Here is a 26,416-nt window from a genome sequence, read left to right on the forward strand (position 1 = left end):
GTGATCCGAAGCGCCGTGGAATTGTTCGCGCTATTGTGATGGGGATTTAACCGCCCCACGAACAGGAGCACCCCATGGCACAGAAGGTCACCGTCCAGCTCGTCGACGACCTCGACGATTCCCCCATCACCACCGGTGAAGGCCGGACGGTCGAATTCGCGTTCGACGGCTCGTCGTACGAGATCGACCTGTCGAACGACAACGTCGACAAGTTCCGCGAGGCGATCTCCGATTACATCGCCGCGGCGCGCAAGGTCTCCGGTCGTCGGACCGGTGGCGGTTCCGCCCCGAAGTCCGCACCCAAGCGCGGCAACTCGGAAGAGCTCGGCAAGATCCGCGAGTGGGCCAAGGAGAACGGGTACGAAGTCTCGTCCCGTGGTCGTATCTCGACGCAGGTGCAGGAAGCGTACGCAGCAGCGCACTGACGCTCGCCGCAGCAGGACCCGGGTGATCTCGATCGCCCGGGTCCTTCTTCTTTCCTCCACAGGGGCTATCTGCTCGCACTGATTCCACAGATTCTGCATCGTCACTGATGTGGTTGTTCGTTCCCGAGATCGTTGTCGTGGAGGCAACGACATGGAACAACAGGTGCAACGCCCACCGGGGCGGTCGCTCCGGAACGGACGACTCGGGCGATTCGGTGAAGAACGTGCGGTGGTCTGGCTCGAGGCTCGGGGATTCCGCGTCCTCGAACGGAACTGGCGATGTGCGCGCGGGGAGATCGACATCGTCGCGTGGGATTCCTGCACGCTCGCGTTCATCGAGGTGAAGACCCGGTCCGGTGCGGCGACCGGGCACCCGTTCGAGGCGATCACCGCAGCGAAGCTCACCCGGATGCGTCGGCTCGTCCCCGAGTGGTTCGACGCGCATCCCGAGGTCTCGGCACGTGCGGTCCGCGTGGACGTCGTCGCGGTCCACGTCGACGGACCCCGCATCGTCGTCGAACACCTGGCAGGCGTGCTGTGACCGGCATCGGCCGCGCGGCCGCGGTCGCGCTGCTGGGGGTCACCGGCCGCTGCATCGAAGTCGAAGCCCACCTCACCAGTCAGCTCCCGGCGTTCAGCATCATCGGGCTGCCCGACACCTCGTTGGGCGAGGCGCGGGAACGCGTGCGATCCGCGGCCGCGAACGCGGGGTGCCCCTTGCCCGCCCGTCGGATCACCGTGAACCTGACCCCCGCTGCGATCCCGAAGCGCGGTTCCGGGTTCGACCTGGCCATCGCGATGGCGGTGCTCGCCGGCGCGGGACTCGCGCCGGACGTCTCGGAGCGTGTCGTGTACATCGGCGAGCTCGGCCTCGACGGTCGGGTGCGTCCGGTCCCCGGGGTGATCCCGATGCTCATCGCCGCGCGCGACGCCGGTGTCGACCGCGTGGTGCTGCCCGTCGGCAACCTGACCGAGGCCCGTGTCGTCAGCGGTGTGCGGGTCCGGGGTGTGGACTCGCTGCGGGCGGCGGCCATCGACGCCGGGGCGCTCCTGCCGGAGGTCGAGGTCGACCCGGTGCTGCCGGTCCCGATCCCGTCGGTGCCGCGTCCCGTGGCCGAGCTGTCCGACGTCGTGGGGAACCCGGTCGGGGTCCGTGCCGTGATCGCGGCGGCGGCCGGGGGACACCACGCGCTGCTGCTCGGGCCGCCGGGTGCCGGCAAGACGATGCTCGCCGAGCGGCTGCCCGGGCTGCTGCCGGACCTGGACGACGAGACCGCGCTCGAGGTCGCCGCGGTCCGGTCCGTCGCCGGACTCGGCCCCGCGTCCTGGAGCACGAAGCCACCGTGGGAAGCCCCGCACCACTCCGCCTCGGCTGTCTCGCTCATCGGCGGTGGGTCGGGGGTGCTGCGTCCGGGGGCCGTGTCGCGCGCCACCGGGGGCATCCTGTTCCTCGACGAGGCGCCGGAGTTCCCCCGGGCCGTGCTCGACGCGCTCCGGCAACCGCTCGAGTCCGGTCGGATCACCGTCCACCGGGCGGCGGGCGCCGCCGAGTTCCCCGCACGCTGCCAGGTCGTCCTCGCGGCGAACCCCTGCCCGTGCGGGAACGCCGGTGGTGCCCACGGGCAACCCTGTGAGTGCTCGCCGAGCACCGTTCGCCGGTACCTCGGGCGGATGTCCGGGCCGTTGCTCGACCGCATGGACATCCGCGTGCTCGTGCCCCGGGTGACGACGGGGCGGATGCGCGCCGCGGACGGCAGCACGCCGACCACGGCGGTCGCACGTGCAGCGGTCGCGGCAGCGCGGGCCCGCATGGCGGAGCGGCTGCACGGGACGGGATGGTCCCGCAACGCCGAGGTCACCGGGACCTGGCTCCGCGCCGACGGGCGCATCGAACCCGGGTCGACCGCGGACCTCGACCGTGCACTCGACCTCGGCACCCTGACGATGCGCGGCTGGGACCGCGTGATGCGACTGGCGTGGACGCTCGCCGACCTCGATGCCGTCGACCGGCCCACGGGTGAGCACATCCGGGGTGCCCTGGCCCTGCGGAGCGCGCTGTGATGCCGGCGGGCACGGAGCTCCTCGACACCGTGGCGCGCCTGCTGGGACGCAGCGGCGCCGCGGTCGACCCGGTGCAGGCCGCGGCACGGGTCGCGTGGTCGGCCATCGTCGAACCCGGGGACTCCGTCGCCGGCGAGCTCCTCGCCGGGCTCGGGCCGGAGCGCGCACTCGGTGGGGTGTTGCTCGCCGCGGACGGCGACCACGACGCGCTGCTGGGGGACTGCGTCGAGGCCGAGGTCCCCGGAGCCGAGGACCCCGCGGTGCTGCTCGGGGTGCTGCGGACCGCGGTGGAGCGCTGGCGGCCCCGGCTGGCCAGCGTCGAGGTGGGCGACGTCCTCGCGGCCGCCGGTGCGGTCGGCGCCGGTCTGCTCGTCCCGGAGAGCGACGGGTGGCCCTCGTCGCTGGACGACCTCGGGCCGCACACCCCGGTGGTCCTGTGGACGCGCAGCCCCGGCGTCCGCCTCGGCGACGGGACGCCGGTGCTCGGGGTCGTGGGGTCCCGGGCGAACACGGTGGCCGGTGCCGAGGCGACCGCGGAGATCACCTCGACGGCGGTGGACGCCGGATTCCGCGTCGTCAGCGGTGGCGCCTACGGCATCGACGCCGTGGCGCACCGCGTGGCCGTCGCTGCCGGAACACCCACGATCGCGGTCCTGGCCGGTGGCATCGACCAGCTCTACCCGGTGGGCAACGCGCAGCTGCTCCACAACGTGGCACGGCAGGGCGCCCTGCTCGCCGAGTCGGCACCGGGGACGCGACCGACGCGGTGGCGTTTCCTCGCTCGGAACCGGCTGATCGCCGCGCTGGCCGACGTCACGGTGGTGGTCGAGGCCGGTGCTCGCTCCGGGGCGCTCAACACCGCTCACCACGCCGCGCAGCTCGGGCGGCCGGTGTTCGCCGTGCCCGGAGCCTTCGCGTCCTCGGCGTCGGTCGGATGCCACCGGCTCATCGCGCAGGGGCGGGCGGAGATCGTCGTGCACCCCGGCGATCCGGTCGCGGCGATCCGTGCGGTGTCCGGGACCTGTGGGGGAGCGGTGCCGGACGAGCCGTTGCTGTCCGGCAGGCAGGACCCCGAGGTGGTCCGGGTCCTCGACGCGCTCGGCCGTCGTGCGCTTCCCGAAGCCGAGATCGCCCGCCGAGCCGGGATGTCGACGGCGGACGTCGCCGACGCGCTCGCGCTGGCGCAGCTGCAGGGGCTCGTCGTCCCGAGCGGCGGCGGGTGGGGGCGGGCATGACGGTCTGCAGCCGTACGCTGACGTCGTGGCTTCGCGGACGGACGATCGACTCGAGGCGGCGGTGCACGCCTTCCTCGGACACGCGCGGCACGCGCGGGGCCTCAGCGAGCAGACCCTCCGCGCGTACGCCAACGACCTCGAGCAGCTCGTCACCTTCGCGGGCGGCCGCAGCGTCGACCGCGTCGCCGACGTCGAGCTGGAGCTCCTGCGTGACTGGCTCTGGGACGCCGACCAGCGGGGGCTGGCCCGGTCGACCATCGCCCGACGGTCCTCGTCCGTGCGGGCGTTCACCCGGTGGGCGAGCGAGACCGGGGTGACCCCGACGGATGCCGGGGTCCGGCTCCGTGCGCCGAAGGGTGGAGCGCACCTGCCCCGAGTGGTGTCCGCCGACCAGGTGCGCACCCTGCTCGACGGGCTCGGTGCCCGGGCCGCGACGGACGACCCGACGGCGCTGCGGGACCTGGCCCTCGTCGAGCTCCTGTACGCGGCCGCCATCCGGGTCAGCGAACTCGTCGGGATCGACGTGACCGACGTCGATCGCGGACGCCTGACCGTGCGGGTCCTCGGCAAGGGCGGCAAGGAACGCGTGGTGCCGTTCGGCGTTCCGGCGCGGGACGCGCTCGAGGCATGGCTGGAGCGCGGACGGCCCGCCCTCGCCGCTCGGAGCGACGGCCCGGCGAGCACGGCGCTGTTCCTCGGCGACCGTGGCGCCCGACTCGGCGTCCGGAGTGCGTACCGCGTGGTGGCCCGGTTGCTCGGCGACCTGCCGGGCGAGGGCCCGAGCGGGCCGCACACGTTCCGGCACACCGCGGCGACGCACCTGCTCGACGGGGGAGCAGACCTGCGTGCGGTGCAGGAACTCCTCGGGCACGCGAGCCTGGGGACGACGCAGATCTACACCCACGTGTCGTCGGCGCGGCTGCGCGAGGTCTACCGGACGGCGCACCCGCGCGCCTGACGCTGCGCTGACGTCCCTGACGCTCGGTCGCCGGTGGACTCAGCCGGGCCACGCCGACTCGGGCAGCAGCACCGGCCACTCGGCAGGCGGCAGGTACGGCATCGGGTCGACGTAGCGACCGTCGACCCGCGCACCCAGGTGGAGGCACGGTGCCGTCGCCGGACAGTGCCCGACCGAGACGCGCCCGACTGCATCGCCCTGCACGACCTCGTCACCGGCGGCGACCAGGGGCGTCACCGAGTCGAGCGTGCTGACCAGCCCGCTGCCGTGGTCGATCGTCACGACGGTGCGGCCGCCGACCGCGCCGGCGAACGCCACGGTGCCGTCCGCCACCGCCGACGCGGTCGTCCCCAGGGCCGCGGGGACGTCGATGCCGCGGTGGCCGGCGGCGTAGTCGGAGGACGGCGCCTCCCACGCACGCTCGACCACCCGTGACCCGGTCGGCCAGGCCCAGCGGGCCTCGGCTCGGTCCGCGTCGGCCGCAGGAGTCACCGACGGCCCGGCCCCCGACGACGGCGCAGCACCGAACGTCGCCGCCCCGAACACCCCCGCATCGAACGCCGCCGTTAGGCACAGCACCGCCGCGCACACCACGGACAGCAGGACGGGACGGGAGCTCGATCGCATGTCCCCAGCCTCGGCCGTGGAACCGGCCCCGTGGCGGACACGGGGCGATCCGTGGAGGGGGAGTCGCGCCTCCAGGCCTGGGGAGGAACGACGCGACGGCCGATGCGACGGAGTCGACGTCGTCCGACAGCGACACCGTCGTTCCGCGTCGGCACGCCGACCAGTCGTCCCGATCTCGCACCCGGTTATGACCACATCCCGGGCGAGGAGTACAGTCGGGGCCGCTCCGGAACACGCAACGCCGCTCGGACGGCGAACCAGCCGACCGCCGGGGCACCGTGCTGCACACCGGCACGGCGGCAGAACCCAGGAGCATCGTGTCCACCACGACCACCGGGCACGGCGAAGACCGTGCGTTCAAGGGGAAGGTCACCCTGTTCGCCATCGCGGCGGCGGTCGGTGGCTTCCTGTTCGGCTTCGACTCGTCCGTCATCAACGGCGCCGTCGACGCGATCAAGGGTGAGTTCAACCTCTCCGACGCGGCCAGCGGCTTCGCGGTCGCCTCGGCCCTGATCGGCTGCGCGTTCGGCGCCTACTTCGCGGGCCGTCTCGCCGACCGCTACGGCCGCACCCGGATCATGTTCTGGGCCGCCGTGCTGTTCTTCGTCTCGTCGATCGGATCGGCGTTCGCGTTCGCCACGTGGGACCTCGTGGTCTGGCGTCTCGTCGGCGGTCTCGGCATCGGTACCGCCTCGGTCATCGCACCGGCGTACATCTCCGAGGTCTCCCCGAAGGCGATCCGCGGGCGGCTGGCCTCGTTCCAGCAGCTCGCGATCACGCTCGGTATCTTCGCCGCGCTCCTGTCCGACCAGCTCTTCGCCGTGACCGCGGGCAGCGCGTCGGCCGAGGTCTGGGGCCTGGCTGCCTGGCGCTGGATGTTCCTGGTCGGGGTGATCCCCTCGGTCGTCTACGGCGTCCTGGCGATCACGCTGCCGGAGTCCCCGCGGTACCTGCTCACCAAGGGGCGGGACGACGACGCGCGCGTGGTGATGGGCAAGATCGTGCCGCGCGACACCGTGAACACGAGCCTGGAGGAGATCCAGGACGGCATCAAGAAGGAAGCCAGCGAGAAGAAGGGCTCCATCCGGGGCAACCGCTTCGGGCTCCAGCCGATCGTCTGGGTGGGCATCATCCTGGCGGTGATGCAGCAGTTCGTCGGCATCAACGTGATCTTCTACTACTCGACGACGCTCTGGCAGGCGGTCGGATTCAAGGAGGAGGACTCGTTCCTCATCTCCACGATCACCTCGGTGGTCAACGTCGCCGTGACCTTCATCGCGATCTTCCTGGTCGACAAGGTCGGCCGCAAGCCGCTGCTGGTCGCGGGTTCCGCGGGCATGTTCGTCTCGCTCACCATGGTCGCCATCGCGTTCTCGCAGGCGACGATCGTCGACGGCAGCCCGAGCCTCCCCGGCTCGTGGGGCGTCATCGCGCTGATCTTCGCGAACCTCTTCGTGGTGTCCTTCGGCGCTACTTGGGGTCCGCTGATGTGGGTCCTGCTCGGTGAGATGTTCCCGAACCGCATCCGTGCCACGGCGCTGGGGATCGGTTCCGCCGCCAACTGGATCGCGAACTTCATCGTGACGATCTCGTTCCCGGTGCTCTCGGGCTTCAACCTCACGGTCACCTACGGCATCTACGCGCTGTTCGCGCTGCTGTCGCTCTTCTTCGTCATCGCGAAGATCCCGGAGACGAAGGGCCGCTCGCTCGAGGAGATGGGCATCTCCGCCGACGGCGACACGGTGGACGCCAAGGCCTGATCAGGACGGCCGGATCCGCGGGGATCCGCCGGATCGACCGGACAGGAGGCCCGGATCACGTCAGCCGCGAGGCGCGCGTGATCCGGGCCTCCCTTCTGTTAGCATCTATCCAGCAGCGTGCTGATGCGCGCTGACTTCGCGTGTCCACCAGGCCCTCATCGGCTCGGTACCCGACCACCGGTCCCGCTCTCACGAGCGGGCGGTCGCGTGCCAGGACACCAGGGATCACGACCGACGGTCGCGATCGACACAACCGCAACAGGTCCGCAGCGACGTGCGAGAGCACGGCTGCGCGCCGAGAACACAGAAGGAGGACGGCACATGGCCGTCGTCACCATCCGCCAGCTGCTCGACAGCGGCGTCCACTTCGGACACCAGACCCGTCGGTGGAACCCGAAGGTGAAGCGCTTCATCCTCGCCGAGCGCTCGGGCATCCACATCATCGACCTGCAGCAGTCGCTGGCCTTCATCGACCGCGCGTACGACTTCGTCAAGGAGACGGTCGCGCACGGTGGCACGATCCTCTTCGTGGGCACCAAGAAGCAGGCCCAGGGCTCCATCGCCGAGCAGGCGACCCGCGTCGGCCAGCCGTACGTCAACCAGCGTTGGCTCGGCGGTCTGCTCACGAACTTCCAGACGGTCTCCAAGCGCCTCGCGCGCATGAAGGAGCTCGAGGAGATCGACTTCGACGACACGACGAAGGGCTTCACCAAGAAGGAGCTCCTCATCAAGAAGCGCGAGCTGGACAAGCTCCACAAGACCCTCGGTGGTATCCGCAACCTCACGCGGACCCCGAGCGCGCTCTGGATCGTCGACACCAAGAAGGAGCACCTCGCCGTCGACGAGGCGCAGAAGCTCGGTATCCCGATCATCGGCATCCTCGACACCAACTGCGACCCCGACGAGATCACGTACCCGATCCCGGGCAACGACGACGCGATCCGCTCCGTCGGTCTCCTGACCCGCATCGTCGCCGACGCCGCGGCCGAGGGCCTGAAGACCCGCCACAACGGTGGCGACGAGGACGAGGCCAGCGAGCCCCTCGCCGAGTGGGAGCAGGAGCTCCTCGGTGGCGAGACGGCAACCCCGTCCGCCGACGCCGCCCCCGAGGGTGCGACCGTCGAGGAGAACAACGCTGACGCGCAGGTCGCCGCGAAGGAGATCGGCGAGCCGATCGCCGACGAGGCGAAGAACGCGGAGCCGACGGCCGAGGCCGAGGCAGCCGCGGAGACCACCCCCGCCGAGTGAGCTGCCGGGGCGTCGGACCCACCGGGTCCGGCGCCCCGACTGCACTCCACTCTCCACACACGTACAGTCCAGAAAGGACTCCAGTCAATGGCAAACTTCACCGCTGCTGACGTGAAGAAGCTCCGCGAGGACCTCGGCGCCGGCATGATGGACGCGAAGAACGCGCTCGTCGAGGCCGACGGCGACTACGACAAGGCCGTCGAGCTGCTCCGCATCAAGGGTGCCAAGGCCGTCGCCAAGCGCGACGACCGAGCCACCTCCGAAGGCGTCGTCGTCGCGACCTCCGAGAACGGCGCCGCCACGGTCGTCGAGCTCGCGAGCGAGACCGACTTCGTCGCCAAGAACGAGAAGTTCACGACCCTCGCCGACAAGGTGCTGGGTGCGGTCGCCGCTGCCGGTGCCGCCGACGTCGCCGCCGCGAACGCTGCACCGCTGGACGGCAAGACCGTCCTCGAGGTCGTCAACGAGTCCGCTGCCGCGCTGGGCGAGAAGCTCGAGGTCCGCACGGTCCGCCGTGTCGAGGGCTCGGCCTTCGAGATCTACCTGCACAAGACCAGCCAGGACCTGCCGCCGCAGATCGCCGTCGTCATCGCGTACGAGGGTGACAACGCCGCCGAGGCGCGTTCGATCGCCCAGCACGTCGCGTTCGCGAACCCGACGTACCTGACCCGCGACGAGGTCCCGGCCGAGGCCATCGAGAAGGAGCGTGCGACCGTCGAGGCGATCACGCGCGAAGAGGGCAAGCCCGAGGCTGCCCTCCCGAAGATCGTCGAGGGTCGGGTGAACGCCTACATCAAGCAGGTGTCGCTCCTCGACCAGGACTACGCGAAGGACAACAAGATCTCCGTCGCGAAGGCCGCCGAGAACGCCGGCATCACGATCCAGGGCTTCGCCCGCGTCAAGGTCGGCGCGTAACGAACCCGTGACGGGGTCAGGAACCAACGAGGTTCCTGGCCCCGTTTTTCGCGCGCACCGACACGACACGCGCGCGACACATCCGCGAGTACATTTCCACGAGACCACGACGAAGGGTGCGGACCAGATGACCGACGAGAAGACCGGACGACGCCGCGTTCTGCTGAAGCTGTCGGGAGAGGCGTTCGGCGCCGGCTCCCTCGGGGTGAACCCCGACGTGATCGGCACCATCGCCAAGGAGATCGCCGTCGCCGCGCGCGAGGTCGAGATCGCGATCGTCGTCGGCGGAGGCAACTTCTTCCGTGGCGCCGAGCTCTCGCAGCGCGGCATGGACCGCGGACGCGCCGACTACATGGGCATGCTCGGCACGGTGATGAACGCGCTCGCGCTGCAGGACTTCCTCGAGCAGGCCGGCGCCGCGACGCGCGTGCAGTCCGCCATCGCGATGACCCAGGTCGCCGAGCCGTACATCCCGCGGCGGGCCGAGCGGCACCTCGAGAAGGGCCGGGTCGTCATCTTCGGTGCCGGCGCCGGTCTGCCGTACTTCTCCACCGACACGGTGGCGGCGCAGCGTGCGCTCGAGATCAAGGCCGACGAGGTCCTCGTCGCCAAGAACGGCGTCGACGGCGTGTACACCGCCGACCCGAAGAAGGACGCCTCGGCCGAGAAGCTGCACCACGTGACCTACCAGGACGCACTGCTCAAGGGCCTCAAGGTCGTCGACGCCACCGCGTTCTCGCTCTGCATGGACAACGGCATGCCGATGCACGTCTTCGGCATGGAGGGCGACGGCAACGTCCAGGCCGCCATCCGTGGCGAGCGCATCGGCACCGTCGTCAGCAACTGACCCCCGGCGCTGACTAGACTCGACGCCAGTACCGAAGGAGTAACACCGTGATCAGTGATGTCCTGACCGAAGCCACCGAGAAGATGGCGAAGGCTGTCGAGGTCGCCAAGGACGACTTCTCGACCGTCCGCACCGGCCGCATCAACGCGGCGCTCTTCCAGAAGATCCCGGTCGAGTACTACGGCACCCCGACGCCGCTCGCGCAGCTCGCGTCGCTGCAGACGCCCGAGGCCCGAACGCTCATCGTCACGCCGTACGACAAGTCGGCGCTCAAGGAGATCGAGCGCGCCATCGCGACGTTCCCGAACCTCGGTGCCAGCCCGACGAACGACGGCGACATCGTCCGCGTGACGATCCCCGAGCTCACCAAGGACCGCCGCAAGGAGTTCGTCAAGCTCGTGCGGACGAAGGGCGAGGACCACAAGGTCGTCATCCGCAACATCCGCCGCAAGGCCAAGGACGACCTCGACGCGCTCAAGGGTGAGATCTCCGACGACGAGATCTCGCGTGGCGACAAGGACCTCGAGGGCCTGACGAAGAAGCACGTCGACCAGATCGACGACGCGCTGAAGAAGAAGGAAGCCGAACTCCTCGAGGTCTGATGCGTCGCTCCGACCAGGGCGATGACCGCCCCACAGCAGAGCACGGGCCCGCGACGAGCGGGCCTGTGAAGAAGGGGCTCCGCCAGGACTTCGATGCGCGCGCACGTGCGGCGCGCACCGACTTCGAGGCGCAGCTCCGCCAGCGCAAGGCCGACTTCGGTGCGCGGAACGAAGCTCTGACGGCGCGGACCGGGCGCAACCTGCCGGCGGCGATCGGCATCGCGCTCGCGTTCGCGGTCGTCATGCTCGGCACGCTGCTCCTGTTCACGCCGTCCTTCATGGTGGTCGCGGCGTTCCTGCTGGGCGTCGGCGTCTACGAGCTGACGAGCGCGATGCGCTTCGCCGGCCGCGACGTCCCGCGGATCCCGAGCGTCGCCGTCGCGATCGCGGTGGTGCCGGCGGCGTTCCTGTACGGGCAGGCCCCGGCGCTGTTCACGCTGCTCGGCGGCATCGTCCTGATCAGCGTCTGGCGCCTGGTCGAGGTCGCCCTCGCCCGGCAGAAGCCCCCGGCCGGCAACGTCGTCCGTGACCTGACGAACGGGCTGTTCGTCCAGGCGTACATCTCGTTGCTCGGTGCCTGCGTCGTGCTGCTCTCCGCCCAGCGGGACGGCAACTTCTGGGTGATCGGCTTCATCCTCGTGGTCGTCGCGGTCGACACCGGTGCGTACGCGACCGGCCTGAACCTCGGCAAGCACCCGATGGCACCCCGCATCAGCCCCAAGAAGACGTGGGAGGGTTTCGCCGGGTCCGTGGCGGCGAGCATCATCGTCGGCATCCTCGTGGCTGTGTTCATGCTCGGGCTGCCCTGGTGGACCGGTGTCGTGCTGGGTGTGCTCATCTCCGGGTCGGCCACGCTCGGCGACCTGACCGAGTCGATGATCAAGCGTGACCTCGGCATCAAGGACATCTCGTCGTTCCTGCCCGGGCACGGTGGACTGCTCGACCGCATCGACAGCATCCTGCCGTCGGCCGCGGTCGCCTACGTGCTGTACCTGGTCGTCAACCACTGACCCGCCCCCGGGCCGGGCTGTATGTGGCACTCAGCGCGTCCAGGTTGTGCCACGGGTCGGGACTGGCAGAATGACGCCGTGGCCACCACCTTCCCGACCGCAGCCCGTTCCGCCCTCGGTTACGACGTCGACGAAGTCGAGCGTTTCCTCGAGGACGCCCGGCGCGCGTACTCCGCCGACGACAGTGCCCCCGGCATCGAGGCTGCGAAGATCCGTGCCACGGCGTTCTCGATGCGCAAGGGCGGCTACTCCACCTCGCACGTCGACGCCGCCCTCGAGCGGCTGGAGGACGCCTTCGCGGCGCGCGAGCGTGAGCGGGAGATGAGCGAGGTCGGCAAGAAGGCCTGGTACGCCGAGGCGCGGACGAAGGCGTCGGACGTCGTGGCACGCCTCGAGCGGCCCGACGGCCAGCGGTTCAGCCGCGTGAGCGTCCTCGGCACCGGCTACCACCCGAAGGACGTCGATGCCTTCGCCGCCCGACTCGCGGGGTACTTCCGCGAAGGCAAGCCGCTCAGCCTCACCGAGGTGCGCTCGATCGTGTTCCGCCCGAAGCACGGCGGGTACCGCGAGGCGCAGGTCGACGCGGTGCTCGACGCCGTCGTCGAAGTGATGCTCGCTGTCCGATGACGACGCGCTGTCCCCAGGTGCTTCGCTTTCCGTGATCGTTCCGTTACCCTGGTCCTACTCATGGGCAGGCACACGGCAGATTCAAGCTCCGACCGCGATACCCGCGAGCACCTCAGCCTCCAGGCTTCCGGTGAGCGCCGCGCGGCAATGCAGCGAACCCGCACGACGGAGACGTCGGCGTTCGGGGTGACCCCGCAGGCAGCGGCGACCGGGCCGGTGGCCACGCCGAAGTCGGTCGCGGCGAACCGCGTCTCGGACGAGCGTGTGGCGTCCTTCGCCCACGACGCGCTCGTCGCCGAGCAGCGTTCCCCGAAGCAGCGCACCGCGACGGTCCAGCGCCGTACGACGCCGAAGCTGGCCGAGCCAGCCCGTGTCGCGTCGGTCAACGCCGTGGCCCGCAAGCGCGCGACGGCCCCGATGCTGTCGTTCGTCGGCGTGTTCCTGTTCGTCGGCGGGTCGCTGTTCAACCCGCTGCAGGCCGACGTGGCACAGGCCGCCGTCGACACCCCGGTGCTCGTGAAGGCCCCGGCACCCCAGCAGTACACCGCACACGGCACCTACGGCGAGGCCGCTGCCGACCGCGACGGCTACGGCGTCACGGTGCCGGCCCCGAAGGTCGTGAAGCCCGTCGTCGAAGACGACGACGCCGATGCCACCGACGACGCCGCGGATGCCGCAGCCCCCGATTCCGAGCCGGTCTCGGCCGCCAACACGCTCGCGGCCACCGCCGCGACCCCCGACCCCGGCAGCGCGCAGGCGATCGCCCTGCAGCAGGTCACGGCCCGCGGCTGGGGCACTGACCAGTACAACTGCCTGGTCTCGCTCTGGAACAAGGAGTCCGGCTGGCGGGTGAACGCCTACAACCCGAGCGGTGCGTACGGCATCCCGCAGGCCCTGCCCGGCAGCAAGATGGCCACGGCCGGCGCCGACTGGCAGACGAACCCGGCGACGCAGATCACCTGGGGTCTCAACTACATCGCCGGCGTCTACGGCACCCCCTGTGGTGCGTGGGGTCACAGCCAGGCCAACAACTGGTACTGATCGGCTGCTCGGGTGCCGCGCAGCAATCGGCCGCGGCGTCCCCGTGGTCGCGACGTCGAGCCTGACGAGGAGTCCACCCTCGATCGGCTGATGAGTTCGTGGAAGCGCACCGAGGTCCGCCACGGTCGCGAGTACCAGGTGCAGCCGATCTCCGCCGCGTCGGCGCAGAAGGAGTACATCTGCCCGGGCTGCGGTGGCACCGTTTTGCCCGGCACCGCCCACGTGGTGGTCTGGCGCGCGGACGGCGTCCTGGGTGACGCCGCCGACCTGGCGTCCCGTCGGCACTGGCACAACCACTGCTGGAGCATCGCATGACCGAGCACGACGTGACGCACGACACCGAGATCCGCTCCGCGACCGAGCTGCCCGCCCGACGAACCGAGGTCGAGCTGGTCACGGACGACCACCTGACGCTCGTCGGGGAACTGGCCGAGCCCGCCGACGCGCCTGCCCGCGGCACCATCGTCACGCTCCACCCCCTGCCGACCGCACACGGCTTCATGGACTCGCACGTGCTCAAGAAGGCCGCTGCCCGGTTGCCGGCCCTGGCCGACATCGCGGTGCTGCGGTTCAACTTCCGCTCCGTCACGTCGCCGCGCGGCACGTCCGAGGGGGGCTTCGGCGACGGCGTCTCCGAGGGCTTCGACCTGCGTGCCGCTGTCGCCGAGGTCGTCGACCGCGGGCTGCCGACGCCGTGGCTGGTGGGGTGGTCGTTCGGCACCGAGGTCATCCTCAAGCACGCACTCGAACACGTCGAGGCCGGCACCGTCGCCGGGGTCGTCCTGCTGTCACCGCCGCTGCACCGCACGTCGGACGCCGAGCTCGCCCGCTGGGCCGCCGTCGACGTCCCGGTCGTGGCGCTCGTGCCGGAGCACGACGACTTCCTGCAGCCCGAAGCTGCGGCCGCGCGGTTCGCGCTCGCTCCCGATGTCCGGGTGGTGCCCGTCGCGGGCGCGAAGCACCTGTGGGTGGGGGAGCGGTACGTGCGGATCGTGCTCGACGCGATCGCCGACCTCGTCGTCCCGGGCAGCGCACCGCTGCCGACCCACTGGCCGGTCTGAGCAACGCCCACGGCACGCCGTGCGCCCCGCCACCTGCTGCGGGTGGGGCGGCCTGGAGGCGCGTGTCGGGCCTCCGGGCCGGTGACCGTCAGCGCTCGGTCGCGTCCACGTCGTCGCGCTCGTCCGCAGCGGACGCTGCGGTTGGCGCCGTGCCGAGCAGGCCGGTCGCGTTCGTGAGGACCCCGCGGAGGTTCTCGAGGTAGCCCGCGACGGCCTCGCGCTCGGTGCGGATCGCCGCCAGGCGGTCCTCGGCCTCGGCGATGACACCGGCGGTGCGCTCCTCGGCGTCGGCGACCATCCGGTGCACCCGGTCTTGAGCGTCGGCGACGATGGTGCGTGCGTGCTCCTGCGCCTCGGCCGTGCTGGTGCGCTCGAGGTCGTCGGCTTCCTGCTGCAGACGCTCGGCTCGCTCACGGGCCTCGGTGGCGCGGCGCGTGGCCTCGGCGAGCTGCAGGTTCGCCTCGTCCAGGTACTTCTGCGTCTCGGTCACGGTCTCGTGGTGCTTCTGCAGGTAGTCCTGCTCGGCGTCGTCGCGGCGGGCCGCGAGTTCCGACTCGAGGGTCGTGCGGGCTTCGTCGCGTGCTCGGGCGATCTCGGCACGGACCTCGTCGCGTTCCTTCACGAGGGCGGCGCGGGCGGTGTCGATCTCCTGCTGCAGGGCGGTGCGCTCGGCTTCGAGCACCCCGAGCTCGGCGGTGCGGCGGTCGGCGATCTCGGCGTCGACCTCGGCGTGCTCGCGTTCGCGGCGGGCGGCGATGGCGTTCTCGTGCTCGCGGACGGCACGCTCGGCTGCTGCGTCGGCTTCGGCCCGCTCCTGCGCGATCCGGGCGTCGTGCTGCTCGAGTTCGCGGGCGATCCGGTCGGCGGTCTCCTGCACCAGGCGCGCGTTCTCGACGCGGGTCTGTTCCTCGTCGACGCGCAGCTGGGCGCGGGCTGCTTCGATCTCCTGTTCGAGGTCGGTGCGGGCCACGGCGAGTTCGCGCTCCCACTCGGCGCGGGCGGCCGCGAGCTCCTCGTCGAGTTCGCGGCGGCGGTCACCGATCTCGCTGTCGAGCTCGGCCCGCCGACGCGCGACCTCGGACGCGAGTTCGGCGCGACCGGTCTCGAGGGCCAGCGCGTGTGTCTGCTGCTCCTCGTCCCGTTCGCGGTGCCAGGCGGCGCGGCCCTCGGCGACCTCGCGCTCGAGGGCCTCGCGCCGGGTCGTCTCCTCGCGGTCGAGGTCCTCGGTGCGGCGGGTGTGGTCGGCTTCGAAGACCGAACGGCGGTGCTCGGTCTCACGGTCGAGCTCGGCTGCGGCGGTGCGGGCGTCGGCGGACTCGCGCTGGGCGATCTCACGCAGCTCCGCGACCTCGTGCTCGACCTGGGCGCGCAGTGCGTTCGTCTCGCGGATGGCGACGGAGCGGACCTCGGCGGCCTCGGTCACCGCGGCACCGCGGATGGCGGCTGCCTCGTTGCGGGCGTCCTGCGTGAGCAGACCGGCCTCGGCGCGGGAGCGCTCGACGGTGTCGGCGGCTTCGGCGCGGGCACGGGTCAGCTCGTTGGTGGCGCGGGTGCGGGCGTCCTCGAGGGCGTCGCGCGCTTCTTCCTGCGCTTCGCGGACGGTGCGCTCAGCTTCGGCGCGGCTCGAGGCTCGGAGCCGCTGGGCGTCGATGTCGGCCTGGCTGATGAGCCGGGTCGACTGTTCCTCGGCGACACGCAGCGTGGACTCGAGGCGGGTGCCCAGACCGCTGTACGTGGGGGTGCCGGCTTCGTCCAGCTCGCCCTGCAGCTCGGACACGCGGGCCTGCAGGAGACGGATCTCCTTCGCGGCGTCGGCGCGGTCGTTGTTCGACTTGATGAGCTCGCGGCGCAGGTCGTTCAGTGAACGCTCCACCTCGTCGCGGCGGTACCCGCGCAGCTCGGTCCCGAACTCGGCCTCGTCGTTCGCCACGTGTCGCTCCTGGGTGCTCGGCGGAGGGCCCGGATCGGCCCGCGGTCGATTGTAGTGGCGGCCGGAGCGGGTCGTCTGAGTCCGGCGACAGCGCGGATTGATGCACTGTCCAGCGATGCTCGCTATCCTGAGTCGCTGATTCGCGCGCCGACATCCCCACCCCGGCGCGGTAGGGAGAGTGTTCGTGCGATTCGTCCTGGCGATCGTCAGTTTCGTCATCGGCCTGCTGCTCGTGGTGCTGGCGGTGGGGCAGCGGACCGTGTTCGCGCCGCCGTCCTCGCTCGTGGCCGAGAGCTCGACGACCAGTTCCGCCCCGGTGACGGTGATCCCGGGGACGACGCTCAACGCCAACCCCGGCTACCAGCGCATCAACGTGTCCGGCTCCGGCAAGGTGTTCGCGGCGTACGGCAAGACCGCCGACGTCGACGCCTGGATCGGTGACGCCGAGCACACCACGCTCCGCTTCGACGCCGAGAAGGGCTCGCTGGTCGGGTCGACCTCGGGCAGCGAGACGAGCGTGCCGTCGCCGAAGGGCAGCGACCTCTGGTACCAGGAGTACGACGGTGCCGGACAGTTCACCGTCCGCCTGCCCCAGGACGTCTCGGTCCTGGTCGTGAGCGACGGCAAGGCCGCCGCACCGAGCGACGTGTCCGTCACCTGGCCGCAGGACACCGCGACGCCGGCGGTCGGTCCGCTGCTCGTGGCCGGCGGCGTGTTCGTCCTCGGAGGCCTCGTGCTGCTCGTCCTCGCCTTCCTGCACCAGCGCCGTGGCCGCGGTCCCCGCCGTCGCAGCGGTGGCAGCCGTCCGCCGCGGGTGCGTGCCTCGCGCCGTGCCGCCGCCGCCGGAGCGCAGGTGCCTCGCCCCGGTCGTCGTGGGACCCGCGCGTTCGTCGGCGTCCCGGTGCTGCTCGTCGGTGCCCTGACCCTGGCCGGCTGCTCGTCGGACTACTGGCCGCAGGGCGGCGATCCGTCGCTGGCCACGCCGACTCCGACGGCCACCGCCACGGGGGCGGCGGAGCCCACCGAGCCGACCGCCGCGACCAAGCAGCAGATCACCCGCATCGTGCAGCGCGCCGCGGCCGTCGCGAAGCAGGCCGACGGGGCGCGCGACCGCGACCTGGTCCGCACCCGGTTCTCCGGCGCGGCGCTCGACCTCCGGCTGGCCAACTACTCGATCCGCGGCAAGGACTCGGACGTGAAGGCGCCGCCGGCGATCTCCGCAGCGCAGGTGTGCGTCGCGCTGCCGCAGCAGACCGACACCTGGCCGCGGACGGTCTTCACGATCGTCGCCGAGGACTGTGACGCCAAGTCGGCGCCGCAGGCCCTGACCCTGGTGCAGGACAGCGCCCGTGATCCCTACAAGGTCGCGTACGACGTGTCGCTCGAGGCCGACGCGAAGATCCCGAGCCTCGCCCCGACGACCATCGGTGCGGCGCTGCTCGCGCCGGAGTCGAAGCTCCTGACCATCCAGCCGGACCAGGTCGCGACCGCCTACGGCGACATCCTCTCGAAGGACACCGCCAGCGAGTACGCCGACCTGTTCACCACCGAGGGTGACGCACTCCGCACGACCATCGGCAAGGCGTACAAGGACAAGAAGGCCAAGGCGCTGCCGGACACGGCGAAGATCGAGTACTCGTCCGAGGTCCCCGCCGACTCCGCCGTCGCCATCGCGACGGACGACGCCGGCGCCCTGGTTTCCGCCGACCTGGACGAGATCGAGAAGGTGACCCCGACCGCGTCGGGCGCCGAGGTGAACACCGAAGGTGCCGTGAAGGCACTGTCCGGCGTCGACACGAGCAAGAAGGGCATCAGCGCCACCTACAGCGTCCAGCTGCTCTTCTACGTGCCGCCGGTCGCCTCGGATGACAAAGTGGTCCTGCTCGGGTTCACGCAGGGCCTGACCGCAGCAAGTGAGGTGCAATGAGCAACATCCCCCCGACCCCGTCCGGGCTCCGCGGAGCCGTGGACCTGTCGTCCCTCGTCGACCGCGCACAGCGGCCGCCCCAGCCGTCCGGCGCTCCGGCCCCGGCGGGTCCAGCAGGCGGTGCCGCGCCCGGTTCCGACGTCGGCACTGCGAGCGGCGCCGGCCCGACGGTCCCGTCGCTCGTCATCGACGTCACCGACGCGACGTTCCAGGACGTCCTGGAGCTGTCGAACGTCGTCCCGGTCATCGTGGACATCTGGGCCGAGTGGTGCGGGCCGTGCAAGCAGCTCTCACCGATCCTCGAGCAGCTCACCGCCGAGTACGACGGCCGCGTGGTGCTCGCCAAGGTGGACGCCGACACGAACCCGCAGCTCGTGCAGGCGTTCCAGGCGCAGTCGATCCCGACCGTCGCAGCCGTGATCGGCGGACGCCCGCTCGGGCTCTTCGTCGGCGCACTGCCCGAGGCGCAGGTCCGCGACGTCTACGAGCAGGTGCTCCAGGCCGCCGAGCAGAACGGGGTGTCCGGTCGCGTGTCCGTCGACGGCGCAGCGGCGGACGTCGACGCGGAGCAGGGCGAGCCGGAGCCGGAGCCGCTCCCGCCGCACCACCAGGCCGCGTACGACGCGATCGAGCAGGGCGACTACGCCACCGCGATCGAGGAGTACAAGACCGCCATCCTGCAGGACCCGCACGACCAGATGGCCGTCGCCGGGCTCGCGCAGGTGTCGCTGCTCGACCGGCTGAACGGCCGGACGGCCGACGAGATCCGCGCCGCTGCAGCCGCAGGCCCGCACGACGTCCAGGCGCAGCTCGCCGTCGCCGACCTCGACATCTCGGGCGGACACGTCGACGACGCCTTCGGGCGCCTGCTCGACCTCGTCCCGACCGTGTTCGGCGATGACCGTGAAGCCCTGCGCGTGCGGCTCGTCGAGTACTTCGAGCTCATCGGTTCCGAGGACCCGCGCGTGGTCGCGGCCCGCCGCCGCCTGGCGAACGCGCTGTACTAGCCCCTGCCGGGTCCGTGCGGCGCAGCAGACGCCGTCGTCACGCCGAGACGCCGCCGGATCCGGCGGCGTCTCGGCGTTTCCGCGGCGTCTCGCGGACACGACGGCGTCTCGCGGACACGACGGCGTCTCGAGCAGGATCGCCCGGACCCGCAACGCGACAGACGGGAGGCCCGGTGCCAGCTGGCACCGGGCCTCCCGTCCGTCGGTCGGTCGCGTCCTGGACGTGGGCCGGGTTACGGGGCCAGCTTCAGCCAGACGGCGCCGAGCGGCGGGACCACGACGTGCGCTGAGGCCGGGCGGCCCGCCCACGGGGTGTCCTCGGCGGTGACGACGCCGAGGTTGCCGACTCCGGAGCCGCCGTACTCGGCCGCGTCGGTGTTGAGCACCTCGTGCCACTCGCCCGCGGTCGGCAGCCCGAAGCGACGCTCCACCGGGACGCCGGAGAAGTTGACGAACACCGCGACGCGGTCGTCGCCGTCCTTCCGCAGGAACCCGAGGGTCGAGTGCGGTGCGTCGCCGCCCTCGAGCCACTCGAAGCCGTCGGCCGTCGAGTCGTGGGTCCAGAGCGCCGGGGAGTCCTTGTAGACGCGGTTGAGTTCGGCGACGAGGTCCTGCACGCCGCGGTGGCCGGGCTGGTCGAGGAGCCACCAGTCGAGGCCCTTCGCCTCGGACCACTCCGCGGGCTGCGCGAACTCCTGGCCCATGAAGAGCAGCTGCTTGCCGGGGTGCGCCCACATGAACGCCAGGTAGGCGCGCACGTTCGCGAGCTTCTGCCACTCGTCGCCGGGCATCTTGCCGTACAGGGAGCCCTTGCCGTGCACGACCTCGTCGTGGCTGATCGGCAGGGTGAACTGCTCGCTGAACGCGTAGACGAACGAGAACGTGATCTCGTCGTGGTGGTAGCTGCGGTACGCCGGGTCGCGCTGCACGTACTCGAGCGAGTCGTGCATCCAGCCCATGTTCCACTTCTGCCCGAAGCCGAGCCCACCGGCGCTCGTCGGCTGGGTCACCCCCGGCCACGAGGTGCTCTCCTCCGCGATCATCACGATGCCGGGGTACCGCTTGTACGCCGTCGCGTTCGTCTCCTGCAGGAAGGCGATCGCGTCGAGGTTCTCGCGCCCACCGTGGATGTTCGGCAGCCAGTCGGTGCGGGAGTAGTCGAGGTACAGCATCGACGCCACCGCGTCGACGCGCAGACCGTCGATGTGGAACTCCTCGAGCCAGTACAGCGCGTTCGCGACCAGGAAGTTGCGGACCTGCGGCTGCCCGAAGTCGAAGACGTAGGTGCCCCAGTCGAGCTGCTCACCGCGGCGCGGGTCGGGGTGCTCGAACAGGGCGTAGCCGTCGAAGCGGCCGAGCGCCCACTCGTCCTTCGGGAAGTGCCCGGGGACCCAGTCCATGATCACGCCGATGCCCGCGGAGTGCAGGCGGTCGATCAGGTAGCGCAGGTCGTCCGGTGAACCGAAGCGTGCGGTCGGGGCGTAGTACCCGGTGACCTGGTAGCCCCACGAGCCACCGAACGGGTGCTCGGAGAGCGGCAGGAACTCCACGTGCGTGAAGCCGGTGTACTCAATGTGCCCGATGAGCTGGTCGGCGACCTCGCGGTACGACAGGCCGGGGCGCCACGAGCCGAGGTGCACCTCGTAGACGCTCATGGGGGCGTCGTGCGTGGTGGTCTGCGCACGGCGCTCCATCCACGCGGCGTCGCCCTCGGACCACGTGTACGTGGACTCGGTGATGACGGAGGCCGTCGCCGGCGCGATCTCGGCTTCGCGGGCGAACGGGTCGGCCCGCTCCACCCAGCCGGAGTCGGTGAGGATCTGGAACTTGTAGCGCTGGCCGACGACGGCACCGGGCCAGAAGAGTTCCCAGACACCGAGGTCGCTCAGACGGCGCATCGCGGTGGTGCGGCCTTCCCAGCCCTCGAAGTCCCCGATGACACGCACGGCGGTGGCGCGCGGTGCCCAGACGGCGAATGCGACCCCGTCGACCCCGTCGACCGTGCGGGCGTGTGCACCGAGGTGCTGCCAGAGCTGCTCGTCGCGGCCTTCGCCGAACAGGTGCAGGTCGAGCTCGCCGAGCGTCGGGGCGAACCGGTACGCGTCGTCGGTGGTCCAGGTGGCGTCGTCCTCGTCCGTCGACGCGTCGTAGTCGTACTCCGACTCGACGCGGTACCGACCGAGCGTGTCGGCCGTGGCGCCGGCCCAGAGCCCGTCGCCCTCGTGCGTGAGCTCGATGTCGTCGCCGTCGGGGCGGACGAGTCGCACCGCGCGAGCCAGGTGGCGGACGACGCGGACGCTCGTGCCGCCGTCGACGGGGTGCGGGCCGAGCACGTCGTGCGGCTGGGACCACCGGCCCTCGGCCACCTGCAGGCGCAGCCAGTCCTCGATCGGTGCCGGGCGCGGGTCCGTGGCGGCACCGGCAGTGCCGACGGCCGGGGCCGGGGCATCGGCCGGAGCCGGGGAGGCGGCAGCGGCGCCGGGGGCGACCGGGGCGTCGACGGACGCCGGACGGACGACCGGTGCCGAGCCTCCGGTCGGGGCCTGCGGGTCGTCCGACGACGAGGCTGCCGCCACGGACGGCTGCCGCGGGTGCGTCGGGTCGGCGGGGTGTCCGGCGAGCGTCGCGGACTCCGCCACGCCGCGGTCGGGCGCCTCGCGCTCGGCCGGAGGGGCACCGGGCAGGTCCTCGGCGGGAGCGGACACCTTCGGCTCGTAGCGCGGCACGGCCGGCGGCGGAGGCGGTACCGGCGGCACGGCCGGTCCGCGCTTCGTGGGGTCGGTCGGTTCGGGGGTCATCGGTGGGGTCCTTCCACGACGAGCAGGTGCACGGGCTCCTGGAACGCGTCCAGGCGGACGTAGTTCGACGCGCCCCAGGTCCAGCGCTGACCGGTCACGACGTCACGGACGTCGAACAGGCCCTCGGTCGGCAGACCGAGTGCGGCGAGGTCCAGGTGCACGGTGGTCTCACGGGCGGAGTGCGGGTCGACGTTGGCGACGACGATCACCGTGTCGGGCCGACCCGACCGGATGAAGTCACCCGACAGGTGCTTCGAGTAGACGACGATCGCCGGGTCGTCAGCGGCGTGCACGTGCAGGTTCCGCAGCTGTCGCAGCGCGGGGTGCGCCGCCCGGAACCGGTTGAGCATCGTGACGTACGGGGCGAGGGACGCGCCCTCGGCCTCGGCCAGTGCGAAGTCGCGCGGCTTGTACTCGTACTTCTCGTTGTCGATGTTCTCTTCGGAGCCCGGTCGTGCGACGTCCTCGAACAGCTCGTACCCGGCGTACATGCCCCACGTCGGCGCACCGGTGGCGGCGAGCGACGCACGCACCTTGTAGCCGGCTCGGCCGCCGAACTGCAGGTACTCGGTGAGGATGTCGGGGGTGTTCACGAAGAGGTTCGGGCGCAGGTAGTCGCTCGTCTCGTGCGAGAGCTCGGTGAAGTAGTCCTCGATCTCGTCCTTGGTGTTGCGCCAGGTGAAGTACGAGTACGACTGCTGGAACCCGGCTTCGGCGAGCGCGCGCATCATCGCCGGGCGGGTGAACGCCTCGGCCAGGAACACGGTGTCGGGGTGCTCGTCGCGGATCTCACGGATGACCCGTTCCCAGAACCACAGCGGCTTGGTGTGCGGGTTGTCGACGCGGAAGATGCGGATGCCGAAGGCGATCCAGTGGCGCAGGACGCGCTCGACCTCGGTGACCAGGCCCTCGGGGTCGGTGTCGAACTGGATCGGGTAGATGTCCTGGTAGCGCTTCGGCGGGTTCTCGGCGGTCGCGATGGAGCCGTCGGCGCGCTGCGTGAACCACTCCGGGTGCTGGGTGACCCAGGGGTGGTCGGGGGAGCACTGGAGCGCGAAGTCGAGCGCGACTTCCATGCCGGTGTTCTTCGCCGTCTCGACGAAGTCGCGGAAGTCGTCCTCGGTGCCGAGGTCGGGGTGGATCGCGTCGTGCCCGCCTTCGGGGGAGCCGATCGCCCAGGGGCTGCCGGGGTCGTTCGGCCCGGGCGTGAGCGTGTTGTTCGGCCCCTTGCGGGCGGTGGTGCCGATGGGGTGGATCGGCGGCAGGTAGATGACGTCGAAGCCCATCCGGGCGACGGCGGGCAGGCGGCGGGCCGCGGTGCGGAAGTCACCGCTCTTCCAGGAGCCGTCGGGGTTCTTCTTCGCGCCTTCGGAGCGGGGGAAGAACTCGTACCAGGCGCCGACGCCGGCGCGGGTGCGTTCGACGTCGAGCAGCTGGGTGGCGGAGTGCGTGCGGAGCGAGGTGAGGGGGGCTTCCTCGACCTCGGCGACGATGCGCGGGTCGTCGACGGCGGCCAGGCGTTCCGCCGGGTCGAGGTCGGTGTCGCGGACCCGTGCGGCGGCGCGTGTGGCGGCGGGGGAGCCGGTCTCGTCGGCCAGCCGGTCGAGCAGCACGGCGCCGTCGAGCAGCGTCGCCTCGGTGTCGACGCCGGCTGCGATCTTCAGGCGTGCGCCGTGCAGCCAGCTCGCCCAGTCGTCGGAGTACGACTCGACGTGCCAGGTCCAGACGCCGACGTGGTCGACCTGCACCGTGGCGTCGTAGCGGTCGGTGCCGGGGGCACCGAGGGTCATGGGGACGGTGCGTGTTCCACCGTCTGGGCGTTCGAGGACGAGGTCGGCGCCGATGATGCCGTGTCCTTCTCGGAAGACGGTCGCACCGAACGTGATCACCTCGCCGTCGAATGCCTTGCCGGGGAAGCCGTTCGGCGTCCTCGGGGCGAGCTCGGTGATCGGGATGCGCCCGATCTTCGGGCGTCGGGGTCGGTCTGCGGTGGCCACGGAAGCGACGCTACCCGGCGGGCGGCTCCGCGTTCCCCGGATTCCGCCCACTGTGGAGGGGCCGGGCGCGCCGTGGACCCTGTGGAGGACCGGACGCAAGGCCCGTGGCGGGGCCGCCACGAGCCTTGCGTCCGCCTGTCGGTCGCTGTGCCCGGCCGCACCCGCCTGCTCGCGCTACGCCACCTCGAACAGGTGGATGCCGGGGCCGTAGGCGGTGAAGACCTGCCCGGCGGGACGGAGGCGCTCGTGGTCTCGGTGCTTCTCGCTCGACCAGGCCAGGCGGTACCCGAGGACGTCCTCGCGCACCGGCAGGGTCAGGTCGCGGGTACGGCCGCTGCCGTGCACGACCACCAGGACGCGGTCGAAGGGCTCGTGCTCCGGTGTCGACTCGACGAAGTACTGCAGGGCGCGGTGCACCGGCTGGTCCCAGCCCTCGATCGTCATCGCGTGCCCGTCCGGTCCGTACCAGGACATCCGCGAGGCCCCTGGCGTCTCCTGGCCCTCGACGCCGAAGCGGGTGGGCCGGAGTGACGGGTGCGCCTGCCGGAACCGGGCCAGCGCGGCGACGGCCTCGGTCATCGTCTCGGCGTCCTCGTCGTCGGACCAGTCGACCGGGGTCAGGTCCTCGGACACCACGTAGGCGTTGTTGTTGCCGTGCTGGGTGCGGCTCCGCTCGTCGCCGGCGGTGAGCATCGGCACCCCGGCGGACAGCATGAGCGTCGCCACCATGTTGCGCATCGACCGGCCACGCGCGGCGCGGACCCCCCGGTCGGCGGTGTCGCCCTCGATGCCGTGGTTGAACGAGCGGTTGTCGTTCGAGCCGTCGCGGTTGTCCTCGCCGTTGGCCTCGTTGTGCTTGCCGTCGTACGACACCAGGTCGAGCAGGGTGAAGCCGTCGTGCGCGGTGACGAAGTTGACGCTCGCCAGCGGGCCGCGGTCGGCGCCGAAGACACTCCTCGACCCCGACAACGCTTCAGCCAGCCGGCCGATCCCGGTCTGCGGCAAGCCGGTGCGGCGCTCCTCGGCGATGTCGGTGAGCCAGAACTGCCTGACCGTGTTCCGGAAGCCGTCGTTCCACTCGCTCGTGCGGTCCCCGGCCGCACCGAACGCCCCGGTCTTCCAGCCGTCGGGGCCGACGTCCCACGGCTCGGCGACCACCAGGGTGTCCTGCAGGTCGGGGTGGTTCCGGATGCGTTCGAGCAGCGGGTGCGACGGGTCGAACCGGTGCTCGCCGTCGCGGGCCAGGGCGGCCATCAGGTCGAAGCGGAAGCCGTCGACCTGCACCTCGCGCGCCCAGTACACCAGGCTGTCGACGATGAGGTCCGCGGTCGCCTCGACCGAGGTGTCGAGCGTGTTCCCGCACCCGGTGGTGTCGTAGTAGCCGTCCCGGTACGGCGAGGCGGAGTGCGCCCAGCGGTACCGGTTCGCACCGTCGATGCCGCGCAGGCTCGTCGTCGGGCCACCCAGGCCCTCCTCCGCGGTGTGGTTGTAGACGACGTCCAGGACGACCTGGATGCCGGCCTCGTGCAGCAGCCGGACCATGCCCTTGAACTCGCGCAGGACGGCGTCGGCACCCTGCTGCCGGGCCGGTGCCGAGGCGTGCGCGGCGTGCGGGGCGAAGAACCCGAGCGTGTTGTAGCCCCAGGCGTTCTGCCGGCCGGCGTCGCGGAGCCACCGCTCGGTGTCGAAGGCCTGCACGGGCAGCAGCTCGAGCGTGGTGACGCCGATGCGGTGCAGGTGCGCGATCGTGCTCTCGTGTGCGACCCCGGCGTACGTGCCGCGCAGGTGTTCCGGCAGGTGCGGGTTCGCTGCCGTCAGGGTGCGGACGTTCGCCTCGTAGACGACGGCGCGGTCGAGCGGGACCTGCGGCTTCACGACGCCGCCCCAGTCGAAGGCGTCGTCGACGACGACGCTGGTCCAGCGCGGGCCGGCTGCTTCGTCGTTCCCCGTCGGCAGGATGCCCCGCGCGTACGGGTCGAGCAGCGGACGCGTCGGGTCGAACTCGTGCCGCGGGCCGACCGGGCCGTCGACGAGCAGGTGGTACCGGTCGCCGGGCACGACCCCGGGGACCTCGCCGGTCCACACGTCCGTGTCCGGCACGCGCTCGAGCGGGTGTCGGGTCGGCCGGCCCTCGGAGCCGTCGGAGCGGTCGGTCCCGTCCGCGCCGTCGGCGCTTCCCGCGCTCGTCACGACCAGGACGACGCCCGTCGCCGTCGCGGACCGCAGGGTGAACCGGGGGACGGTCCCGCCCAGGGAGAACCCCGGCGTCAGGTCGATCGCTGTCTCGTGCACGCGACAAGGGTACGAGGACCGGCGCGTATCCTGGACACTGCTCGATCC

Annotated in this window: 22 protein-coding genes; 17 read left to right on the top strand and 5 right to left on the bottom strand. The window is 71.5% G+C overall.

Features of this window, described 5'->3' with window-relative positions:
* The first annotated feature begins 74 nt into the window (after positions 1–74).
* The 5 genes from BOSE127_RS15545 to BOSE127_RS15565 all read left to right on the top strand — a co-directional run bounded on the left by BOSE127_RS15545 (position 75) and on the right by BOSE127_RS15565 (position 4,679).
* On the top strand, positions 75–425 hold the full coding sequence (locus BOSE127_RS15545) for a histone-like nucleoid-structuring protein Lsr2 (RefSeq protein WP_017888250.1): 351 nt from the start codon (positions 75–77) through the stop codon (positions 423–425).
* Positions 426–576: 151 nt separating this feature from the next.
* Entirely contained in the window at positions 577–966 is a 390-nt protein-coding gene (locus tag BOSE127_RS15550; RefSeq protein WP_042539661.1) for a YraN family protein, read from the top strand.
* Positions 963–2,486: a YifB family Mg chelatase-like AAA ATPase gene (locus BOSE127_RS15555; protein WP_017888248.1), complete on the top strand. Its 1,524-nt coding sequence runs from the start codon at positions 963–965 to the stop codon at positions 2,484–2,486. The genes BOSE127_RS15550 and BOSE127_RS15555 overlap by 4 nt, the downstream gene beginning before the upstream one ends.
* Positions 2,486–3,721, top strand: coding sequence for a DNA-processing protein DprA (gene dprA / locus BOSE127_RS15560; protein WP_159557913.1), 1,236 nt, complete (start codon positions 2,486–2,488; stop codon positions 3,719–3,721). Before BOSE127_RS15555 ends, dprA begins: the two co-directional genes overlap by 1 nt.
* A gap of 25 nt (positions 3,722–3,746) precedes the next feature.
* A complete protein-coding gene (locus BOSE127_RS15565) occupies positions 3,747–4,679 on the top strand; it encodes a tyrosine recombinase XerC (RefSeq protein ID WP_236559573.1) in 933 nt (310 codons plus the stop codon).
* Between the two features lie 39 nt (positions 4,680–4,718).
* Here the strand turns inward: BOSE127_RS15565 and BOSE127_RS15570 are convergent, their stop codons facing one another.
* On the bottom strand, positions 4,719–5,306 hold the full coding sequence (locus BOSE127_RS15570; RefSeq protein WP_159557915.1) for a M23 family metallopeptidase: 588 nt from the start codon (positions 5,304–5,306) through the stop codon (positions 4,719–4,721).
* A gap of 317 nt (positions 5,307–5,623) precedes the next feature.
* Here BOSE127_RS15570 and BOSE127_RS15575 point away from each other — a divergent pair, with 317 nt between their 5' ends.
* The 10 genes from BOSE127_RS15575 (at position 5,624) to BOSE127_RS15620 (ending at position 14,417) form a co-directional block, all read left to right on the top strand.
* Positions 5,624–7,066: a sugar porter family MFS transporter gene (locus BOSE127_RS15575; RefSeq protein ID WP_236559574.1), complete on the top strand. Its 1,443-nt coding sequence runs from the start codon at positions 5,624–5,626 to the stop codon at positions 7,064–7,066.
* Between the two features lie 321 nt (positions 7,067–7,387).
* Positions 7,388–8,314: a 30S ribosomal protein S2 gene (rpsB, locus tag BOSE127_RS15580; RefSeq protein WP_017888243.1), complete on the top strand. Its 927-nt coding sequence runs from the start codon at positions 7,388–7,390 to the stop codon at positions 8,312–8,314.
* A gap of 87 nt (positions 8,315–8,401) precedes the next feature.
* Complete coding sequence (gene tsf, locus BOSE127_RS15585) at positions 8,402–9,229, top strand: translation elongation factor Ts (protein ID WP_027465873.1); 828 nt, start codon at positions 8,402–8,404, stop codon at positions 9,227–9,229.
* A gap of 127 nt (positions 9,230–9,356) precedes the next feature.
* On the top strand, positions 9,357–10,076 hold the full coding sequence (pyrH, locus tag BOSE127_RS15590; protein WP_017888241.1) for a UMP kinase: 720 nt from the start codon (positions 9,357–9,359) through the stop codon (positions 10,074–10,076).
* Between the two features lie 47 nt (positions 10,077–10,123).
* Positions 10,124–10,678 carry a ribosome recycling factor gene (frr, locus tag BOSE127_RS15595; RefSeq protein ID WP_017888240.1) on the top strand — a complete coding sequence of 185 codons (555 nt, stop codon included), beginning with the start codon at positions 10,124–10,126 and terminating at the stop codon, positions 10,676–10,678.
* A 65-nt stretch (positions 10,679–10,743) separates the two neighbouring features.
* The gene (locus BOSE127_RS15600) at positions 10,744–11,688 is read left to right on the top strand and encodes a phosphatidate cytidylyltransferase (protein WP_159557919.1); all 945 of its coding nucleotides are present in this window, start codon (positions 10,744–10,746) and stop codon (positions 11,686–11,688) included.
* A gap of 78 nt (positions 11,689–11,766) precedes the next feature.
* Positions 11,767–12,315, top strand: coding sequence for a DivIVA domain-containing protein (locus BOSE127_RS15605; RefSeq protein ID WP_017888238.1), 549 nt, complete (start codon positions 11,767–11,769; stop codon positions 12,313–12,315).
* Positions 12,316–12,462: 147 nt separating this feature from the next.
* The gene (locus BOSE127_RS17395) at positions 12,463–13,356 is read left to right on the top strand and encodes a transglycosylase SLT domain-containing protein (RefSeq protein WP_017888237.1); all 894 of its coding nucleotides are present in this window, start codon (positions 12,463–12,465) and stop codon (positions 13,354–13,356) included.
* A gap of 12 nt (positions 13,357–13,368) precedes the next feature.
* On the top strand, positions 13,369–13,671 hold the full coding sequence (locus BOSE127_RS15615; RefSeq protein ID WP_042539653.1) for a hypothetical protein: 303 nt from the start codon (positions 13,369–13,371) through the stop codon (positions 13,669–13,671).
* A complete protein-coding gene (locus tag BOSE127_RS15620; protein ID WP_159557923.1) occupies positions 13,668–14,417 on the top strand; it encodes an alpha/beta hydrolase in 750 nt (249 codons plus the stop codon). The genes BOSE127_RS15615 and BOSE127_RS15620 overlap by 4 nt, the downstream gene beginning before the upstream one ends.
* A gap of 88 nt (positions 14,418–14,505) precedes the next feature.
* Here BOSE127_RS15620 and BOSE127_RS15625 read toward each other — a convergent pair whose 3' ends face one another.
* A complete protein-coding gene (locus BOSE127_RS15625) occupies positions 14,506–16,347 on the bottom strand; it encodes a hypothetical protein (RefSeq protein ID WP_201300460.1) in 1,842 nt (613 codons plus the stop codon).
* A 184-nt stretch (positions 16,348–16,531) separates the two neighbouring features.
* Here BOSE127_RS15625 and BOSE127_RS15630 point away from each other — a divergent pair, with 184 nt between their 5' ends.
* Positions 16,532–18,274 (top strand): hypothetical protein, encoded by a 1,743-nt coding sequence (locus tag BOSE127_RS15630; RefSeq protein ID WP_159557925.1) that lies wholly within the window; start codon positions 16,532–16,534, stop codon positions 18,272–18,274.
* Positions 18,271–19,281 carry a tetratricopeptide repeat protein gene (locus BOSE127_RS15635; RefSeq protein WP_056068945.1) on the top strand — a complete coding sequence of 337 codons (1,011 nt, stop codon included), beginning with the start codon at positions 18,271–18,273 and terminating at the stop codon, positions 19,279–19,281. Before BOSE127_RS15630 ends, BOSE127_RS15635 begins: the two co-directional genes overlap by 4 nt.
* Before the next feature lie 233 nt (positions 19,282–19,514).
* On the opposite strand, the gene glgB is transcribed toward BOSE127_RS15635, so the two are convergent.
* The 3 genes from glgB to BOSE127_RS15650 all read right to left on the bottom strand — a co-directional run bounded on the left by glgB (position 19,515) and on the right by BOSE127_RS15650 (position 26,368).
* The gene (gene glgB, locus BOSE127_RS15640; protein ID WP_156155354.1) at positions 19,515–22,079 is read right to left on the bottom strand and encodes a 1,4-alpha-glucan branching protein GlgB; all 2,565 of its coding nucleotides are present in this window, start codon (positions 22,077–22,079) and stop codon (positions 19,515–19,517) included.
* Positions 22,076–24,076, bottom strand: coding sequence for an alpha-1,4-glucan--maltose-1-phosphate maltosyltransferase (locus BOSE127_RS15645; protein WP_194590470.1), 2,001 nt, complete (start codon positions 24,074–24,076; stop codon positions 22,076–22,078). The genes glgB and BOSE127_RS15645 overlap by 4 nt, the downstream gene beginning before the upstream one ends.
* Positions 24,077–24,250: 174 nt before the next feature.
* Complete coding sequence (locus tag BOSE127_RS15650) at positions 24,251–26,368, bottom strand: glycogen debranching protein (protein ID WP_159557927.1); 2,118 nt, start codon at positions 26,366–26,368, stop codon at positions 24,251–24,253.
* Positions 26,369–26,416: the final 48 nt, after the last annotated feature.

Source organism: Curtobacterium sp. 8I-2 (assembly GCF_902506155.1).
GTDB classification, from domain to species: Bacteria; Actinomycetota; Actinomycetes; order Actinomycetales; family Microbacteriaceae; genus Curtobacterium; species Curtobacterium poinsettiae.